The following is a 17,040-nucleotide window of genomic DNA, read 5'->3' on the forward strand; positions in this document are numbered from 1 at the left end:
GGGCGATGCGGATACTTCTGACCAATGACGACGGCATTCATGCCGAAGGGCTGGCAGCGTTGGAGCGTATCGCCCGCACCATGTCGGACGATGTCTGGATTGTTGCGCCGGAGACGGATCAGAGCGGGCTTGCCCATTCGCTGAGCCTTTCCGAGCCGCTGCGCCTGCGCAAGGTCTCCGACAAGCATTATGCACTGCGCGGCACGCCGACGGATTGCGTCATCATGGGCATCCGCCAGGTCATGGACATCAAGCCGGACCTGATCCTGTCAGGCGTCAATTCCGGTTCCAACGTTGCCGACGACGTCACCTATTCCGGAACGATTGCCGGTGCGATCGAGGGTACGCTGCAAGGCGTGCGCTCCTTTGCGTTGAGCCAGGCTTATGTGCATGAGAACGGCACGCGCGTTGTTCCCTGGGAGGTGGTCGAGGCACACGCGCCGGCGCTGCTCGGCAAGCTTATCGATATCGACCTGCCGGATGGCACGTTCCTCAACCTGAATTTCCCTAACTGCCGGCCGGACGAAGTCTCCGGCACCGAAGTGACGGCACAGGGCAATCTCGCCTTTAATCTGCAGGTTGACGAGCGCGCCGACGGCCGCGGCTTTCCCTATTACTGGCTGCGCTTCGGCGAGCGCAGCGGCATCTTTCGCCCCGGCACCGATATCCACGCACTGAAACAAAATCGTATTTCGGTAACTCCTTTGAAACTCGATTTGACGGATTATTCGGTGCAAGACCGCGTGGCGCGGGCGCTCGGGCATGGAGTAGCGGATTGACACCTCGTTTGGTCGAGAAGGAAGGCTTCGCAGCCGTTGTGCTGCGTCTGCGGGCCGAAGGCATACTGGATATCGATCTGATGACGGCTGTCGAGCAGACGCCGCGCTTGCCGTTCGTGCCGCTGCAATTCACCGATGACGCCTATTCCAGTCGCACGATCCCGATCGAATGCGGGGCCTTCATGGAAGGCATCGATCTCGTGGTCCGCATTCTGCACAGTCTGAAGATCAAGCCGGGCCACCGTGTTCTCGAAATCGGGACCGGCAGCGGCTTCACCGCCGCCGTCATGGCGCGCATTGTCGAGCGGGTGCTGACGGTCGACCGCTACAAGACCCTGACGACGGCCGCGCAGCAGCGCATGGACACGCTCGGCCTGCGCAACGTCATCATCCGTCAGGCGGACGGCAGCGTCGGTCTGCCGGGCGAGGGCACCTTCGACCGCATCGTGGTGACATCGGCCTTCACGACCATGCCGCGTTTCTATGCCGATCAATTGGTGTCCGGCGGATCGATGATCGCGCCGCTGATGCTGTCGGACGATGTTTGCCGCATGGTGCGCCTTACCAAGACCGGCAGCCGCTTCGAGCGCGAGGAACTCTTCGACGTTCCCTATCAGCCGATCGTGCCGATGCTCGCCTCCTATCTTTAAGACCAAATTTGGATCGAATTGCCCGGCGCATTCCGCATGCGCGGCGGATTCATTTTCTATGGTTAGCAATTCCTCAAAAAAACACATGTGGTGCCAGTGCTTTAACCGCATGGTAAGATTAACGCGCTTTAATCGACCCATAAACAGTTGCGTCTCAAGTGGGTCGAGTCATGGGTTTCAGTCTTTCGTCAAACTTCGGTAAATCGGCAGGGAAAGTCCTTGTGGCAGTTCTCCTGGCGAGCACAGCGACAGCTTGCAGTTCAGACACGACGCGCTTCGGCGGGCTCTTTGCGGGCTCGCCGGATCGGACGACGACAGGTTCCATCAATCGCGGTGGGTCGAACAACCTGGATGGTAGTGCCGTACCGAGGGCCGATGTTGCCCAGGGTGGCGGGGGCTATCAACAGCAGGACTATTCGCAGCAGAACGCGCCAGCCGCGCGGACCTATCCGAATTCTCCGGCCGGCTACAATCCTTCCTACTCCAGCGCCCGCGTATCGACCGCGCCGGTCGCGATCCAGCGTTCCGATCTGGCGGCGCCGACGGCCTCCGCGGCGCCGGCCCGTTCGCGCGGGGTGTCCAATTCAGAAGATCAGGCGCTCGCTCAACCTCTGCCGGCATCGCGTGGCAGGCAGGCGGCTTCCCGTATGGAGCCGGCTTTGGCTTCGGACACGGCGTCGACCGGTACGCTGAAGGCGCCTTCCGCTTCGACGACTTCTTCCGGCTGGACGACGGTCAACGCGCCGAGCGTTACGTTGCAGCAGGGCGAAAATATCGATCTCCTGTCGCGTCGTTACGGTGTTCCGGCAAAAGAAATCCTGCGCGCCAACGGCTTGAGAAACAGTGCCGGCGCCCAGCCTGGCCAGCAGATCATCATTCCGACCATGAATGGCGCAGGAGTTTCGAGCCCGGCGAAGGTTGCTTCGGAAGCGACAGATCTTTCCAGGGGCGGCAAGATGCCGGGTCCAGCCAAGGCTCCCGAGCAGGACGCCGCCGTGCTGCCATCCAACGGCCAGTTGCGCGGCAAGTCGCAGGCCGGTCTCGCCGATCCGAACAAGCTTGCTGCCGGCAACGGCAAGGGTCCGCTGCCGAAGGGTGACGGCACCTATGTGGTCAAGCCGGGTGACTCGCTCGCCAGGATTGCCCGCAACGCCGGTGTCAGTGTCGATGAGTTGAAGCAGGCAAACCGCATGAAGTCGGGTGAGGGCGTTCGCGTCGGGCAGGCTCTGAAACTGCCGCATGCCGGTGCCGACCCGATTAGGACTGCCTCCATTGATCCGCAGAAGTCTGCCGCGAAATCGCTCGCCGAACAGAAGGAAGTTGCCGAAGCTCCGGTAACGAAGGCGAACGCCAAGGTTGCCGCCGCTGAAACGGCAGCAAAGGCAGCGCCCAAGGCCGCTGCCGACAGCGCACCGGATTCGGCCAAGCCGCAGGCTGTTGCAAGTGTTGCGCCGACGCAGTCCGTCAGCGACGCCGCGACCAAATCCGACGTCTCGGCCGACGCGCCGGAAGCGACCGGTATCGGCAAATATCGCTGGCCGGTTCGCGGTGCGGTCATCGCCGGCTACGGCTCCAACGTTAACGGCAGCCGCAACGACGGTATTGATATCTCGGTTCCCGAGGGCACGCCGATCAAGGCTGCCGAGAACGGCGTCGTCATCTATGCCGGCAACGGCCTGAAAGAACTCGGCAACACGGTTCTCGTCCGCCACGACGACGGCACGGTCACCGTCTACGGCCATGCTGACGCGCTCAGCGTTGCCCGCGGCCAGAAGGTCCAGCGCGGCCAGACGCTCGCCACGTCAGGCATGAGCGGCGACGTCAAGCAGCCGCAGCTTCACTTCGAAGTCCGCAAGAATTCCGCCCCGGTCAACCCAATGACCTTCCTTGAATAGGTAGTGCGTCTCAAGGAGTCTGCAAAAAGCCCGGTCACCACCGGGCTTTTTGTCGTTTGGGGACTCTGGAAAAGGTGATCAGTCCCGCTCGAGCACGATCCTCTGCCGTCCGGCCAGGTCCTGAATATATTGCCAGGCCACGCGCCCGGAACGTGCGCCACGGGTGGTCGCCCATTCCAGCGCTTCATGGTGCATCTGGGCGCGGTCGAGATTGAGCTTGAAGTGATCGGCATAGGCATCGATCATCTGCAGATAGTCTTCCTGGCTGCATTTGTGGAAGCCGAGCCAGAGGCCAAAGCGATCGGAAAGGGAAACCTTTTCCTCGACGGCTTCCGACGGATTGATGGCCGTCGACTGTTCGTTCTCCATCATGTTGCGCGGCAGCAGGTGGCGGCGGTTGGATGTGGCGTAGAACAGCACATTGTCCGGCCGGCCTTCCACGCCGCCATCGAGCGCCGCCTTGAGTGACTTGTAGGCGGTATCGTCATGGTCGAAGGAGAGGTCGTCGCAGAAGAGGATGATGCGATGCGGTGCGGTTTTCAGGATATCGAGCAGCACGGGCAGCGAAGAAATATCCTCGCGATGAACTTCGATCAGCTTCAGCGAAATGCCGGTAGCGCGGCGCACGTCCTCGTGCACGGCCTTGACGAGCGAGGACTTGCCCATGCCGCGCGCGCCCCAAAGCAGGACATTGTTGGCGGCGAATCCTTCGGCGAAGCGCAGCGTGTTCTCATGGAGGATGTCGCGGACATGATCGACGCCGCGAATGAGGGTAAGCGCCACGCGGTTTGGCCGGGAAACCGGTTGTAAATGTAGCCGGGTAGGAGCCCAGACGAAGCAGTCGGCAGCGCTCCAGTCGTTGACGGCCGGCGGCGGGCCTGCCAGGCGTTCGAGCGCATCGGCGAGGCGGCGAACTTCCGCAAGGATCAGGGCGTTTTGGTTTTCGATCACCGTTTTTCCTCCAGAACGTTAGTCAAGAAAGTTGTAAAATGCACCTCGTTCTGTCGGGTATCATGCTCCTTGTGGGACTGAAAGGCTAAGAGGCCGGGAAAACGGTACGGTTCGCGGCTGTTTTTGTTGCAATCGCTATGATCGCAACTATATTCCGGCAACCTGACGCGGGGCCTGTTCCCGCAAGGAGTTCAAGGGAGTTTTTGATGTTTGTCACCAACGCATATGCGCAGAGCGCAACAGATTCAGCCGCGAGCGTCTTTGGCGGTTCCGGCTTTGAAATGATCATCCTGTTTGTGCCGCTGATGGTCGTTTGGTATTTCCTCCTCATCCGTCCGCAGCGCGCGCAGGCGAAGAAGCGTGACGAGATCCTGAAGAACATTCGCCGCGGCGATCAGGTCGTCACGGGCGGCGGCATCGTCGGCAAGGTCACCAAGGTTGTCGACGACAAGGAACTGGAAGTGGAAATCGCCGAGGGCGTCAAGATCCGTGTCGTTCGCAGCGCCATTTCGGAAGTGCGCGTCAAGGGCGAACCCGTCAAGGCAGACGCCGCATAAGGTCTTGATGAGAGGGCTGGCCGACAAGGCTCGCCCTCCTTGTGCATGGCTGCGAAAATCGGAATCGACTTTCGGACGGGATTGTGCGCAAATTCAAAGTGTTACTGCGTCCTTTGCATGCTGCGGCGCATGCGGGGCGCAGTAAGAAAAGACCAAACTCGAGAGAGCGATGCTGCACGTCTCCTGGTGGAAGACCGTCCTGATCTGGTTCGCCGTTCTCTTGAGCGTTCTCCTTGCCGTGCCCAATCTGCTTGATGAGCAGCGGCTTGCTTCCTTCCCGAACTGGTTTGCGCAACGAAAGGTCGAGCTTGGCCTCGATCTCAAGGGCGGCTCGCATATCATGCTCAAGATCGAGCGTGACGACGTCGTCAGAAACCGGCTGGAAACTGTCGTCGGTGACATCAGCGCCAGACTGCGTACCGTCAATATTGCCTATTCCGGTTTGACCGGCACCGGTCAGAAGATCCAGTTGCGCATCAACGACCTTGCCCAGGTGCAGGCTGCTGTGAATGCCCTGAAGCCGATTACCGATGCGGCTTCCGGCAAGCCGGAAGCGACCTTGTCTCAGGGTGACAAGGGTGCGCTTAGCATTGATATCACCGATGCGGGCATCAAAGACGGTCTTTCCGCCGCCGTGACCCGGTCGCTCAAGGTCATCGGCAATCGCATCGCGCAACTCGACGTCGGCGAACCGCTGATCCGTCGGCAGGGTGCTGACCGTATCGTGATCCAGGTCCCGGGTCTTGGCGATCCGCAGCGCCTGAAGAACCTCTTGAATCAGCCCGCCGAGCTCAACTTCCGTTTGGTCGATTCATCGATGCCGGTGCAGGACGCCATGAACGGCCGTCCGCCCGTGGGCTCTGAGGTATTGTTTTCCGAGGACGATCCGCCGGCCGGCTATCTTCTGCAAAAGCAGCCCCTTCTTTCGAATATCGACTTTGCCGATGCCGCGGCCGCGTCGAACGCCCAGAACAACGATGGCACTGTCTCCGTTAGGCTGACACCGGAGGCGACTGGCCGGTTTGCGCAGGCAACGACCGCCAATCTCGGCAAGATCATCGCCGTCGTGCTTGACGGTCAGGTGCTCTCGTCTGCTTCGCTGAAAAACGCGATCACCACTGGTGAGATCAATATTCCCGGCGACTTCACGGCCCAGGGCGCGCAGGACCTGTCCGTCATGCTGAAATCCGGGCCGCTGCCGGCGACGCTAACGACGGTCGAAGAACGGACCATCGAGCCCGGTCTTGGTAGCGAGACGATGCGCTCCGGCATCATCGCCTGTGTGATTGCCGCCATTTTCGTGGCGGCGCTGATGATCGGTTTTTACGGGCTGCTCGGCGTTGCCGCGACGATCGCGCTCATCATCAATATCGTCATGGTTCTGGCGCTCATGGGGGTATTCGGCATTACGCTGACGCTGCCGGGCATCGCCGCCATCGTGCTGATCATCGGCATAGCGCTCGACGCCAATGTGCTGATCTATGAGCGCGTCCGGGAGGAAGAGAAGAAGACCCATCTTCTCGTCGATGCGTTGCGCCATGGCTTCAACAGGGCCGCTGCCACCGTTGCCGATGCCAATTTCACGGTGCTCATCATCGCTGCCATCCTATTCTATGTCAGCAGCGGCGCTGTGCGTGGCTTCGCAGCGACACTGATCGTTGGCGTTTTCACCACCTTCTTTACCGCCTGCTTCGTCACGCGCTCGCTCGTCAATGCCTGGATTTCGCATCGCAAGCCGCGCGTGCTGCTGGCCGGCGTTCGCAGCGGCATCTTTGATGGCGCCAATATCCGTTTCATGGGCATCCGCCGCTATACGTTCACTGTATCGGCGGCATTGTCGGTGGCGACCTTGCTCGCCTTTGCAACGATCGGCATGCATCTCGGTATTGATTTCACCGGCGGATCGATCATCGAGGTGCGTGCCAAGCAGGGTGTTGCCGACACCGCCGATATTCAGGCGCGCTTGCTGGACGTTATTCCGGGTGATGTTCAGGTCGAACGGCTGGATGACCGGCTGGGGGCTATGATCCGGGTCCATGCGCAGGATGGTGGCGAGAATGCCGAACAATCCGCCGTGACCCTCGTTCGCGATGAACTGAGCAAGGATTACGACTTCTCCCGCGTTGAAGTGGTCGGCCCCTCGGTTTCCGGCGAGATCACCAGGACGGCGTCGCTTGCCGTTCTGGCGACACTGGCGGCGATCCTCATTTATATCTGGCTGCGGTTCGAGTGGCAGTTTGCAGTCGGCGCGATCATCGCGACACTGCATGACGTGATCCTGACGCTCGGCCTCTTCGTGCTGAGCGGCATGGAATTCAACATGACCGGCATAGCGGCGCTCTTGACCATCGTCGGCTATTCACTGAATGACACGGTCGTGGTCTATGACCGTATGCGCGAGAATCTCAGGCGCTACTCGCAGATGCCGTTGCCGATCCTGATCGATGCTTCGATCAATCAGACGTTGTCGCGCACGGTTCTGACATCGGCCACGACGTTGTTGGCGCTGCTTGCTCTCTATATATTTGGCGGCGAGGTGATCCGCTCCTTCACCTTCGTCCTGCTCTTCGGCGTCGCGGTCGGCACTTTCTCGTCGATCTATATTGCGGCGCCGGTCCTGATCGTCTTCAAGCTGCGCCCGGATAAGTTCCAGGCCGGCGGCAAAAGCAAGGGCCAGACAGGGAGCGACATGCAATCAGAAAAACCAGCGGTGTGACAGAGTGGCAAAAGGTATAGAAATCCGAAGCGCGCATTTTCCCGGACGCGCGCCGATCGACGCTTACGGCAATGGCGGCTTTCGCTTTGCGGACATGTCGCATCGCGGCTCGCTGCTTTGCCTGCCCTCCGGCATCTATGGTTGGGACATGACGATGGAGGATGCGCTGACGCCGGCGCATTTTCAGAGGGTGCTCGACGAAGCCGCCCAGATCGAAGTGCTTCTGGTCGGCACCGGCACGGAGCTGCGCCCGCTCCCGGCGGAATTGAAGACGGCGCTGCGTGCCAGGCAGATTTCCTCCGATCCGATGAGTACGGGGGCTGCGGTGCGCACCTTCAATATCATGTTGGCCGAGTCGCGCGCCGTGGCCGCGGCGCTGATCGCCGTTTGACGAGAGATCGAGCCAAGCATGACGACAGACGCTGCTCCCCGTAGCAACCAGGATCTTTGCCTGGTGACGCTTCGCGACACCGATCGCGACCGCTATCTAGCTTGTCTTTTGGCGCCGGAGGACAAGCGCGGTGCTCTCGCGGCACTCTATGCCTTCAACGCCGAGCTGGCGCGCATCCGCGATCTTGTGCATGAACCGCTGCCGGGCGAGGTACGCATGCAATATTGGCGTGATCTGCTCGAAGGGCAGGCGCATGGATCGAGCGCGGCCAATCCTGTTGCTGCTGAGCTGCTGGCGACGATCGAACAATACCGCCTGCCAACGCAGACGCTGATCGACATGATCGATGCGCGCATTTTCGATCTCTACGACGATCCGATGGAGACACGCGGCACGCTGGAAGGCTATGCGGGCGAGACCGCCTCGGCGATGATCCAACTTGCCAGCCTGGTATTGTCGGCGGAAGACGCCCGTCGTTCCGCCGATGCCGCGGGCCATGCCGGGGTGGCACAGGCGATTGCCGGGCTGCTGCTGCTCATGCCGCTGCACCGTCGTCGCGGCCAGCTTTATCTGCCGCTGGAAATCCTGACGGCGACCGGTCTCGATCGCGACACATTCCTCGCCGGTGAGGACCAGGTGCGGATATCGGCGGCCATCGAGGCTTTCGCCGGCCTTGGGCGCGAGCATCTGGCGAAGGCAAGGGCCGCCGGCCCTATTGCGCCAGCGGTGTTTCCGGCCTTTCTGCCGGCGGTTCTGGCTGAACCGGTGCTGAAGCGGGCGCAAAAGCTGGGCGCCAGTGTGTTCGATCAAGCCTTCCAGCCACCGCAATGGCGCCGGCAGATGCGTATGGCACTCGCCTCCATGACGAAGAAAATCTGAAATCGACCAAGTTCGCGCAAGTCTCGAGGTTTATGGAGATTGCCGAACTGCCGCCCGTATTCCTGGAGAAGCCGCCATGGGCATTATCGTCTGGTGCACACTCTTTGCGATCGTCGTCTTCTTTGCCTTCTTTATAGCGCGCATGACGTCGCAGAATAAGGAAGACGGTTTGCACGATACCGGTCTTGCCATTCTTGAGTTCGGGCGGGCCTTTCCAACGGAAGCGATCCGGCAATTGCAGACGACGGCCAATGGCCAGGCGGTGTTCGTGCGCCTGCATGATGATAAGGCCGGTTTCATGCGCAGCCTGCGCAATCACTACAGCGTTCATCTGATAGAGCCGGGCAGGGCACGCGCCAAGGACTCAGGGACTGGCCGTGGCTTGACGATCGATTTCCTCGACGCCCCGCATCACAACGGCACATTCGAATTTGCGACGTCTGCGGAGGCCGCGGAAGTATCGCTCTGGCTGCTTGGCAATTATGTTGCTGGCGAAGATCTCAAACCGTCGGCGCTGATGCCGACGGCAAAGGCTTGAGAAGGTCTTAGGCGCTCTCGGCGACGACTGGCGACTGGAGGATCGGCGCCGGAACGCCGAGCCATGCTGCGCAATCCGCGAGCGCCCGTTTGGCGATCAGCTGCCGCTTCATGATCGTCTTGTCCTTGCCGCGAAAGCGCTTGACGCCTTCCGGCTTGACGATCGAACCCGGTTCCAGCTCCGGGAACAGCCCGAAATTGATGTTCATTGGCTGGAAGGAGCGCTTGCCCGGCTCTTCGTCGGATACGATATGGCCGCCGGTGATATGGCTGAGCAGCGAACCCAGCGCCGTGGTGGCCGGCGGCACGGACGGTGCCTCGCCCTTGCGCTCGGCGGCGGCGAAGCGACCGGCGAGCAGGCCGATGCTGGCACTCTCGACATAGCCTTCACAGCCGGTGATCTGGCCGGCGAAACGCAAGCCCGGCCGCGATTTCAGTGTCAGCGAGCGATCGAGCAGCGTCGGAGAGTTGATGTAGGTGTTGCGGTGCAGGCCGCCGAGGCGCGCGAATTCGGCATTCTCCAGCCCCGGGATCAGCCGGAAGATCTCGGCCTGCGCGCCATATTTCAGCTTCGTCTGGAAACCGACCATGTTGTAGAGCGTGCCGAGCGCATTGTCCTGGCGCAGTTGCACAACCGCATAGGCCTTGACGGTCGGGTTATGGGCATTGGTCAGGCCCATCGGCTTCATCGGCCCGTGGCGCAGCGTCTCGCGCCCGCGCTCGGCCATGACCTCGATCGGCAGGCAGCCGTCGAAATAGGGCGTGCCTTCCCATTCCTTGAAGCCGACAGCATCGCCGGCGATCAGCGCATCGAGGAAGACGCTGTACTGAGCCTGGTCCATCGGGCAGTTGATATAGTCCTTACCGGTGCCGCCCGGCCCGACCTTGTCGTAGCGGGACTGATACCAGCAGATGTCCATATTGATGCTGTCGCGATAGACGATCGGCGCGATGGCGTCGAAAAAGGCAAGCGCATCCGCGCCGGTCTCGGCCTGAATGGCGCTGGCAAGGCCAGGTGCCGTCAGCGGACCGGTGGAGATGATCGCCTGATCCCATTCCTGCGGCGGCAAACCCTCTATTTCCTCGCGCACCACGGTGATCAGCGGATGGCTATCGATCGCCTGCGTCACTGCCGCGGAAAACCCGTCGCGGTCCACCGCGAGCGCGCCGCCGGCCGGAACCTGATGCTTGTCGGCACAGGTCATGATCAGCGAACCGGCCAAGCGCATTTCCGCGTGGATGACGCCGACCGCATTGCTGGTCGCGTCGTCAGAGCGGAAGGAGTTGGAGCAGACGAGTTCTGCCAGATCGTCGGTCTTGTGCGCCTCTGTGCCGCGCACGCCGCGCATTTCATGCAGGATGACCGGTACGCCGGCGCTGGCGATCTGCCAGGCGGCTTCGGAGCCGGCAAGGCCGCCGCCGATTACATGGATGGGAGAAAAGGAGCTGGTCTTTGTCATGGGCGCGTCATTATCACGGGCAGGCCGATGATCCAATTGCTTTACGCAAGGCCCGGAATCAAAAACGGCGCCGAAAGGCGCCGTCTTGAGGCAGTCCGTTCAGTCCGTTGTGATTAACGGAAAGAACGGGAAGCGATGTTGCGGATTTCGTAGCGGCTAACGCCGATATCCGACAGGGTCTGGCTGGAAAGGTTGCCGAGTTCGTTCAGAGTGCGGCGATAGCTGATCCAGTTCTTAGCAATGCGAATCGGGTTCATGATCTTGTCCTCAAGTAGTCAGTTGCGAGCGGCGCGATTGCCGCCTCAGCGCTTGAGATACATATATACATAAGGACGCCGATTTTGCAGTGCGAATAAAAAGCATCTGCTATGCATTTGTGCAATGTGACGCCTAAAAAGCCATCAACGCCTAAATTTTATCCGACATGCGCGTGGCGAATGGCTTGGAGGCAGCCTGACGATTGTGCAGGTGCGAACAACGCAAAAAAAGAACGCCCGTCGCGGAGGTCCGCAACGGGCGTTGTGAGGCTGTCGCTGTTGGGCGAAGCCAGTCCGGCGATTAGCGGCCGGTGGCTTCGCGAGCTACGCGATGGATGTCAGAACGGTCGATGCCGAGGTCGTGCAGTTCGCGGGTGCTCATACGGCCGAGTTCGGTAACTGTCTGACGATACTTGCGCCAGTTGTTGAAAGAGCGGGTCAGGTTCATCGTAATTCCCTTTCGAGGGTTTGGAGATCGGCGGTTCCGCGAATGGTCCCGGCCTCGATCTAATGGATTTAAATATATTGCTGCGGCGCGAAAACTAAAAGCGCGATTGCTTCATGTCACCTATGCATAAAGCGCAATCCTCAAGGGTATTCTGCTTAAGATGATGGCTGCTTTATGTGCACATCACGGCGACGTAAGGATGGCTCTCGAATCATTTATTTGACCAAATATAAATACTTACGCCCATGTGTCGGGCAATTGCCCGGATATTGTCTGCGTCTTGCCATGATCCATGAGCTCTTTCGAGCCATAGTGTGTCGAAAAGATCGCTGAGGGCGGATCGACGAAAATTTCGCTTCGTGCGGCTCTCGTATCCACTAGCCTTGCGTCGTCACGAAAAAAATGCCTCGCAGGCGAGACCTGATGATCTTCAGGGGACTAAACGATTTAATCGGGGCAAAAAATAACGCCCACCGCGGGAGGAGGATGCGGTGGGCGTCATTTGTGGTGATTGACGACTGGGAGGAGGAGTGTCGTCAATCTATCGGGGCGCCCTGGGAGGAGGAGTGTGCGGCCCCGAATTCCATATGAGGAAATATCATTCCTCAGGCTCTTTCCAGCTTGCGCCGAAGCGGCGCGCCACTGCCGTCCTTTGATGCGATATCAATAGTATGACTTTTGAATTTTGTGCAACGCAATAATTTCATGGGAGGTATGTTGGCTACGCATGTCTTTTTCGAGCTTTGCGACGCCACCGCATATAATGGCAAACGGAGTCTTAATGCTGGATTAATATGAGACGGTTTGCCGGCAATTTTCAGGGGGGCGGATGCGTGCATGTGGCCTCGATTGCATTCCATTATGGGATAGGACACGTTGAAGTAAGGAATCGCAGTCGGGAGCGCGCGATGTATCGGGGTAGGCTTGAGCGTGATCTGAAGATCTGGGTCGACAAGGGGCTAGTTGATGCACCGGCGGCCTCGGCTATCCTCGGCGAATATGACAGCCGGCCCGCAAGCTTCAGCGCCGGTCGCGTGCTGACCGTCATGGCGGCGCTTTTGGTCGGTGCATCGATCCTGCTCTTCGTCGCCTCGAATTGGGAAGAGATTCCAAGGATCGCGCGCCTGCTTGGGCTCGTCGCGCTGATCTGGGTGTTTTATCTGGGCGGCGCCTATCTGTTTGCCCGTGGCCGCGCGACTATCGCCTCGGCATTGCTGATTCTGGGAACGATGACCTTCGGCGGCGCCATGTCGCTGGTCGGCCAGATGTACAATATATCCGGCGATGTGCTGACAATGATGATCGTCTGGTTCGCAGCCGCCGGTATTGCCGCGGCGCTGTTTCGTTCGTCTGCGCAGGTGGCTCTTGCCGGTTTTCTCGCCTGGGCCTTCTGCGGCTTCTATCTCTCGGATCACTCCGATGAGTGGTACGGCGTCATGCCCTGGGCGCCGCCGATCATGGCAGCAATCATCATCGCTCTTGTGCGATACGTCGATGTGCCCCGGGCGCGGCATCTCGCCTATCTGATGATGGTCGGCTGGCTGACATGGCTTTTCGCGCAATATGAGAGCCTGCACGCTGCCATCCTGCTGGCCGCCGCCGGCCTGATTGCCTTCCTGGCGGTCAGCCTTCCGGTTTCGCCACTGGCGCGGATCGCGCGGTCTGCCGGCGCGGCACCTGCCTTCTATGCTTTCCTTGTGGGTGCCATCGGCCTCCTGGCGATCCACGGAGAGATTGCCGGCGGTTTTTTTGAGAATGACATCTGGGTTCAAAACAAGCTGCCGCTCGTCGTGCTCGCCTTCATAACGCTGGCAAGCGCGGTCATCGCGATCGTTCTCGGCGGTCGCGACAATGGTGCCTTGCGTTATCTCGCCTATTTCGTCTTTGCCTGCGAGATCCTCTATCTCGCGAATGAAACGATCGGCTCGATCATCGGCACGTCGGGCTTTTTCCTGATCAGCGGGTTGCTGGTTGCGATTGCCGCCTGGCTGGTCATCCGGCTGGAGCGGCGATTTTCCCATGGTGACGGGCAGGGGGACAGGGCATGACGTTGATCGCTGATACGAAAGCCGCCGGAGGCAATGTCGCGCGCCGCATGTGGATTGCCGCGATCATCGTTGCGGCCCTGCAGACCGCTGTACTCGGCTATATGGTCGGTGAGAGGGCCTGGGGGTTGCGAAGCGGTGTCGAGGTTCTGCTGAAAACGGCGCCGGTCGATCCGCGCGATCTTCTGCGGGGCGACTACGTCACCTTGAACTACGACATTTCACGGGTTCCCATCTCGACGCTGGTCGACGGCCCGCCGAAGAAGGGCCTGAATGCTCCGATCCTGTCCGTTCGCCTGAAGAAGCAGGACGACGGTTACTGGGGCATTGTCGAATCATCATTCGGAGCGCTCGATCCGAAGCCTGACACGGTCGTACTCAAAAGCCTGCCATTCGTCGGTTATGTTTTCGATGGCGAGCCGACCGATGCGTCGCAGGCGATGGTCGGGGTCACCTATGGCATTGAGCGTTACTACGTGCCCGAGGGACAAGGGCGCGATATCGAGAGTGCGCGCAATGCCGGTCGCGTCGCCATCTCGGCCCGGATCTCGTCCGATGGCGCTGCCCACATCAGAAGCCTGCTTCTCGACGGCAAACCGCTGTATGATGAGCCGCTTTATTGACCGGCTTGCACTATAAAACCGAACAACCTTCGCGGACGGTCGTGGAACCGTCATTTTTCCTTTGCGTGGTTTGAAACGGGTGATATAGAGACGCCGCGCTCCGGAAGGCCCCATGAGCAGGCATTGCCATGCGGTTTTGGGAACGCGGGTATGGTGAAATTGGTAGACACGCCAGATTTAGGTTCTGGTGCCGCAAGGCGTGGGAGTTCAAGTCTCTCTACCCGCACCAAGGCTGCCTTGTGGACGGGGGAGGCTTACGGCCTGTCTCCTGGCCCGCTGTTGGTAGCGCCATTCTGCCCGGAACATCCCGTTTTCAAGTTGAAAGCGGATTAGATGTTCCGGATTCAAAGAGGTAGAGCGGCCTTTGCGCGTTCGTTCGAACGCGCGGCGCTCTAGCAGAATGACAAGGAATTGCATCCAAGCCACGCTCGGGATTTTCCGGCGTCGTGCTCATCGTAACGAACGGCTGTCTGGGCACGGCCGCCATGAATGAAGGTAGGACAATGCAGGTTATCGAAACGCTCGCTGAAGGGCTGAAGCGCGAAATCAAGGTGGTCATCTCCGCCAAGGACATGGAAGGCCGGATGAACGAGCGCCTGGCCGAGGTCAAGGACAAGGTCCGTATCAACGGCTTCCGTCCAGGCAAGGTGCCGGTTTCGCATCTGAAGAAGGTCTACGGCAAGTCGATCATGGCCGACCTCGTCAACGAAATCGTCCGCGACCAGCCGCCGGCAATCCTGACGGAGCGCGGCGAAAAGTCGGCAACGCAGCCTGAAGTCGCCATGACCGAAGACAAGGACGAAGCTGAAAAGATCCTGGCTGCTGAGGCCGATTTCGAATTCACGCTCTCCTACGAAGTCATCCCGGCGATCGAACTGAAGTCCGTCAAGGGCGTCAAGGTTACCCGCGAAGTCGCCGAGATCGGCGAAGACGAAGTGACCGAGCAGATCCTGAAGATCGCTGAAAGCGCTCGCAGCTACGAAGCCAAGAAGGGCAAGGCCGCCGACGGCGACCGCGTCACCATCGACTACCTCGGCAAGGTTGACGGCGTAGCCTTCGACGGCGGCAAGGACGAAGATTCGCAGCTGGTCATCGGCTCGAACCGCTTCATCCCGGGCTTCGAAGAGCAGCTCGTCGGCGTCAAGGCTGGCGACGAGAAGATCATCACCGTGACGTTCCCGGCTGAATACCCGGCCAAGAACCTTGCCGGCAAGGAAGCCACCTTCGACATCACCGTCAAGGAAGTTGCAGCTCCGGGCGAAGTTGAAATCAACGACGAACTCGCCTCCAAGCTCGGCCTCGAATCGGCTGACCGCCTGAAGGAAATCGTTCGCGGCCAGATCGAAAGCCAGTACGGCTCCGTTACCCGCCAGAAGGTCAAGCGTCAGATCCTCGACCAGCTCGATGAGATGTACCAGTTCGACACGCCGCAGAAGCTGGTCGATGCCGAATTCGCCAGCATCTGGCGCCAGATCCAGACCGACCTCTCCGAATCGGGCAAGACCTTCGAAGACGAAGACACGACGGAAGAAAAGGCTCGAGAAGAATATCGCAAGCTGGCTGAACGCCGCGTCCGCCTCGGCCTCGTTCTCTCCGAAATCGGCGAAAAGGCCGGCGTCGAAGTCAGCGAAGACGAACTGCAGCGTGCACTTTACTCGCAGCTCCAGCAGTTCCCGGGCCAGGAAAAGGAAATCCTGGACTTCTTCCGCAACACGCCCGGCGCTTCCGCCAACCTGCGCGCGCCGATCTTCGAAGAAAAGGTCATCGACCACCTGCTGACCGAAGTCGACGTCACCGACAAGACCGTTTCCAAGGAAGCGCTTTTGGCTGACGACGAATCCGAAGACAAGCCGGCTGCAAAGAAGGCTGCTCCGAAGAAGAAGGCCGCCAAGGCCGAAGCAACCGAAGCCGCCGCCGAAGGCGAAGAAGCTGCCGCTCCGAAAAAGAAGGCTGCTCCGAAGAAGAAGGCCGCTGAAGACAGCGCCGAGTAATTCGGTTCTCTCTCAGGATGAAATCAGGCCCTGCCGTTCGCGGCGGGGCCTTTTTCGTTGGTGTCGGGTGACGGGAAATCGTAGAAATCGATACCAGATGTCTCTGGCCGCGGCGGTAGTGCCAATGGCAACATTACGCCAACAGCGGTCATTGCAGTCGTTAGGAAATTGCCTATCCTGTGATCAGGAAGTCTGTCACATCCGGCATGAACTTCAGCGCATCGATTCTTAGCAAGCTGCGATACATAAAGAGGAGGAACTCACCAAGGTCCTCTTTCGTGCATAGCCGTCTCGCCTTGGGTGGCCGGGATAGCGTTGAAAGACGCCTTGCCTTGTCGCGATAATCATGAGACTTGCTACGTCACAGGTTATTGTCGTAAAATGCCAACATGACCCGACCGCCAACTCAGCCTGATATCGAGGTGATGTTTGAACTGACATCGCGTCGCTTCGACGGCGGCACAAAAGTTGTCCTGTCCGGCTATCGGCCGACCTATGAGATTCGTGCCGACTATTGGACTTCGGCGCATCATGAATTCGTCGGAGTGGAGCGGGTTCTTACAGGAGAACGGGCGTTGGCCAAAGTCTGGCTTTTATCGGCCGAGGCATATCCTCATTCACTTTGGACAGGAAGAAAATTGCACGTTGCGGAAGGTTCACGGATCGTTGGCGCGGCGGAAGTGCTGAGCGTCATCAATCCCGTTCTTCAAGAAGCCGATTTGTCGCACAATTCCTGACTTTCGCGAAAAAATCGGTGGCGCTGAAAATACAGGGAAAACTCTGTCACAAAAATCCCTCGCAAAAACCAGAGGTTCTTGACCGAGTTTTGCGACACGCTGGCCGACGGCTTAGGGCCGAAGG

The 17,040-nt window shown here is 59.7% G+C and carries 16 protein-coding genes and 1 tRNA gene; 13 read left to right on the top strand and 4 right to left on the bottom strand.

Annotation, left to right across the window (positions count from 1 at the left end; genetic code table 11):
- Window positions 1-5: 5 nt before the first annotated feature.
- The 3 genes from surE to AC1RO0_RS00310 all read left to right on the top strand — a co-directional run bounded on the left by surE (window position 6) and on the right by AC1RO0_RS00310 (window position 3,324).
- Window positions 6-779, top strand: a complete 774-nt coding sequence (gene surE / locus AC1RO0_RS00300; RefSeq protein ID WP_007690962.1) for a 5'/3'-nucleotidase SurE — start codon at window positions 6-8, stop codon at window positions 777-779.
- The gene (locus AC1RO0_RS00305; RefSeq protein WP_498591016.1) at window positions 776-1,429 is read left to right on the top strand and encodes a protein-L-isoaspartate(D-aspartate) O-methyltransferase; all 654 of its coding nucleotides are present in this window, start codon (window positions 776-778) and stop codon (window positions 1,427-1,429) included. The genes surE and AC1RO0_RS00305 overlap by 4 nt, the downstream gene beginning before the upstream one ends.
- Window positions 1,430-1,599: 170 nt before the next feature.
- The gene (locus tag AC1RO0_RS00310) at window positions 1,600-3,324 is read left to right on the top strand and encodes a peptidoglycan DD-metalloendopeptidase family protein (protein WP_498591017.1); all 1,725 of its coding nucleotides are present in this window, start codon (window positions 1,600-1,602) and stop codon (window positions 3,322-3,324) included.
- 78 nt (window positions 3,325-3,402) lie between these two features.
- Here AC1RO0_RS00310 and AC1RO0_RS00315 read toward each other — a convergent pair whose 3' ends face one another.
- Window positions 3,403-4,275 carry an ATP-binding protein gene (locus tag AC1RO0_RS00315; RefSeq protein WP_498591018.1) on the bottom strand — a complete coding sequence of 291 codons (873 nt, stop codon included), beginning with the start codon at window positions 4,273-4,275 and terminating at the stop codon, window positions 3,403-3,405.
- Between the two features lie 206 nt (window positions 4,276-4,481).
- On the opposite strand from AC1RO0_RS00315, the gene yajC reads away from it, so the two are divergent.
- The 5 genes from yajC to AC1RO0_RS00340 all read left to right on the top strand — a co-directional run bounded on the left by yajC (window position 4,482) and on the right by AC1RO0_RS00340 (window position 9,356).
- Window positions 4,482-4,832 carry a preprotein translocase subunit YajC gene (gene yajC / locus AC1RO0_RS00320; protein WP_007690971.1) on the top strand — a complete coding sequence of 117 codons (351 nt, stop codon included), beginning with the start codon at window positions 4,482-4,484 and terminating at the stop codon, window positions 4,830-4,832.
- Window positions 4,833-5,001: 169 nt separating this feature from the next.
- A complete protein-coding gene (secDF, locus tag AC1RO0_RS00325; protein ID WP_498591019.1) occupies window positions 5,002-7,548 on the top strand; it encodes a protein translocase subunit SecDF in 2,547 nt (848 codons plus the stop codon).
- A 4-nt stretch (window positions 7,549-7,552) separates the two neighbouring features.
- Window positions 7,553-7,939: an Mth938-like domain-containing protein gene (locus tag AC1RO0_RS00330; RefSeq protein WP_371108287.1), complete on the top strand. Its 387-nt coding sequence runs from the start codon at window positions 7,553-7,555 to the stop codon at window positions 7,937-7,939.
- Window positions 7,940-7,957: 18 nt separating this feature from the next.
- Window positions 7,958-8,818, top strand: coding sequence for a phytoene/squalene synthase family protein (locus AC1RO0_RS00335; RefSeq protein ID WP_498591020.1), 861 nt, complete (start codon window positions 7,958-7,960; stop codon window positions 8,816-8,818).
- Window positions 8,819-8,894: 76 nt separating this feature from the next.
- Window positions 8,895-9,356 (top strand): hypothetical protein, encoded by a 462-nt coding sequence (locus AC1RO0_RS00340; protein ID WP_498591021.1) that lies wholly within the window; start codon window positions 8,895-8,897, stop codon window positions 9,354-9,356.
- A 7-nt stretch (window positions 9,357-9,363) separates the two neighbouring features.
- Here the strand turns inward: AC1RO0_RS00340 and trmFO are convergent, their stop codons facing one another.
- From trmFO to AC1RO0_RS00355, 3 genes are all read right to left on the bottom strand, one after another.
- Complete coding sequence (gene trmFO, locus AC1RO0_RS00345; protein WP_498591022.1) at window positions 9,364-10,815, bottom strand: methylenetetrahydrofolate--tRNA-(uracil(54)-C(5))-methyltransferase (FADH(2)-oxidizing) TrmFO; 1,452 nt, start codon at window positions 10,813-10,815, stop codon at window positions 9,364-9,366.
- Between the two features lie 113 nt (window positions 10,816-10,928).
- The gene (locus AC1RO0_RS00350) at window positions 10,929-11,072 is read right to left on the bottom strand and encodes a DUF1127 domain-containing protein (protein WP_007690982.1); all 144 of its coding nucleotides are present in this window, start codon (window positions 11,070-11,072) and stop codon (window positions 10,929-10,931) included.
- 301 nt (window positions 11,073-11,373) lie between these two features.
- Window positions 11,374-11,520, bottom strand: a complete 147-nt coding sequence (locus AC1RO0_RS00355) for a DUF1127 domain-containing protein (RefSeq protein ID WP_007690983.1) — start codon at window positions 11,518-11,520, stop codon at window positions 11,374-11,376.
- A gap of 908 nt (window positions 11,521-12,428) precedes the next feature.
- Between AC1RO0_RS00355 and AC1RO0_RS00360 the strand changes: the two genes are divergently transcribed.
- The 5 genes from AC1RO0_RS00360 to AC1RO0_RS00380 all read left to right on the top strand — a co-directional run bounded on the left by AC1RO0_RS00360 (window position 12,429) and on the right by AC1RO0_RS00380 (window position 16,916).
- On the top strand, window positions 12,429-13,568 hold the full coding sequence (locus AC1RO0_RS00360; RefSeq protein ID WP_498591023.1) for a DUF2157 domain-containing protein: 1,140 nt from the start codon (window positions 12,429-12,431) through the stop codon (window positions 13,566-13,568).
- Window positions 13,565-14,188, top strand: a complete 624-nt coding sequence (locus tag AC1RO0_RS00365; RefSeq protein WP_498591024.1) for a GDYXXLXY domain-containing protein — start codon at window positions 13,565-13,567, stop codon at window positions 14,186-14,188. Before AC1RO0_RS00360 ends, AC1RO0_RS00365 begins: the two co-directional genes overlap by 4 nt.
- Before the next feature lie 144 nt (window positions 14,189-14,332).
- Window positions 14,333-14,417 (top strand) — tRNA-Leu (locus AC1RO0_RS00370).
- Between the two features lie 274 nt (window positions 14,418-14,691).
- Window positions 14,692-16,179, top strand: a complete 1,488-nt coding sequence (gene tig / locus AC1RO0_RS00375) for a trigger factor (protein ID WP_498591025.1) — start codon at window positions 14,692-14,694, stop codon at window positions 16,177-16,179.
- A gap of 389 nt (window positions 16,180-16,568) precedes the next feature.
- Complete coding sequence (locus AC1RO0_RS00380; protein ID WP_498591026.1) at window positions 16,569-16,916, top strand: hypothetical protein; 348 nt, start codon at window positions 16,569-16,571, stop codon at window positions 16,914-16,916.
- Window positions 16,917-17,040 lie beyond the last annotated feature (124 nt).

The sequence above is a fragment of the Rhizobium sp. GW821-FHT14E12 genome, from assembly GCF_058803745.1.

What these genes read in the sequence shown, in the direction of transcription:
- surE (WP_007690962.1), top strand. Translation starts at nt 6, where the DNA reads ATGCGGATACTTCTGACCAATGACGACGGCATTCATGCCGAAGGGCTG.
- AC1RO0_RS00310 (WP_498591017.1), top strand. Translation starts at nt 1,600, where the DNA reads ATGGGTTTCAGTCTTTCGTCAAACTTCGGTAAATCGGCAGGGAAAGTC.
- yajC (WP_007690971.1), top strand. Translation starts at nt 4,482, where the DNA reads ATGTTTGTCACCAACGCATATGCGCAGAGCGCAACAGATTCAGCCGCG.
- secDF (WP_498591019.1), top strand. Translation starts at nt 5,002, where the DNA reads ATGCTGCACGTCTCCTGGTGGAAGACCGTCCTGATCTGGTTCGCCGTT.
- AC1RO0_RS00335 (WP_498591020.1), top strand. Translation starts at nt 7,958, where the DNA reads ATGACGACAGACGCTGCTCCCCGTAGCAACCAGGATCTTTGCCTGGTG.
- AC1RO0_RS00340 (WP_498591021.1), top strand. Translation starts at nt 8,895, where the DNA reads ATGGGCATTATCGTCTGGTGCACACTCTTTGCGATCGTCGTCTTCTTT.
- trmFO (WP_498591022.1), bottom strand. Translation starts at nt 10,815, where the DNA reads ATGACAAAGACCAGCTCCTTTTCTCCCATCCATGTAATCGGCGGCGGC.
- AC1RO0_RS00350 (WP_007690982.1), bottom strand. Translation starts at nt 11,072, where the DNA reads ATGAACCCGATTCGCATTGCTAAGAACTGGATCAGCTATCGCCGCACT.
- AC1RO0_RS00355 (WP_007690983.1), bottom strand. Translation starts at nt 11,520, where the DNA reads ATGAACCTGACCCGCTCTTTCAACAACTGGCGCAAGTATCGTCAGACA.
- AC1RO0_RS00360 (WP_498591023.1), top strand. Translation starts at nt 12,429, where the DNA reads ATGTATCGGGGTAGGCTTGAGCGTGATCTGAAGATCTGGGTCGACAAG.
- AC1RO0_RS00365 (WP_498591024.1), top strand. Translation starts at nt 13,565, where the DNA reads ATGACGTTGATCGCTGATACGAAAGCCGCCGGAGGCAATGTCGCGCGC.
- tig (WP_498591025.1), top strand. Translation starts at nt 14,692, where the DNA reads ATGCAGGTTATCGAAACGCTCGCTGAAGGGCTGAAGCGCGAAATCAAG.
- AC1RO0_RS00380 (WP_498591026.1), top strand. Translation starts at nt 16,569, where the DNA reads ATGACCCGACCGCCAACTCAGCCTGATATCGAGGTGATGTTTGAACTG.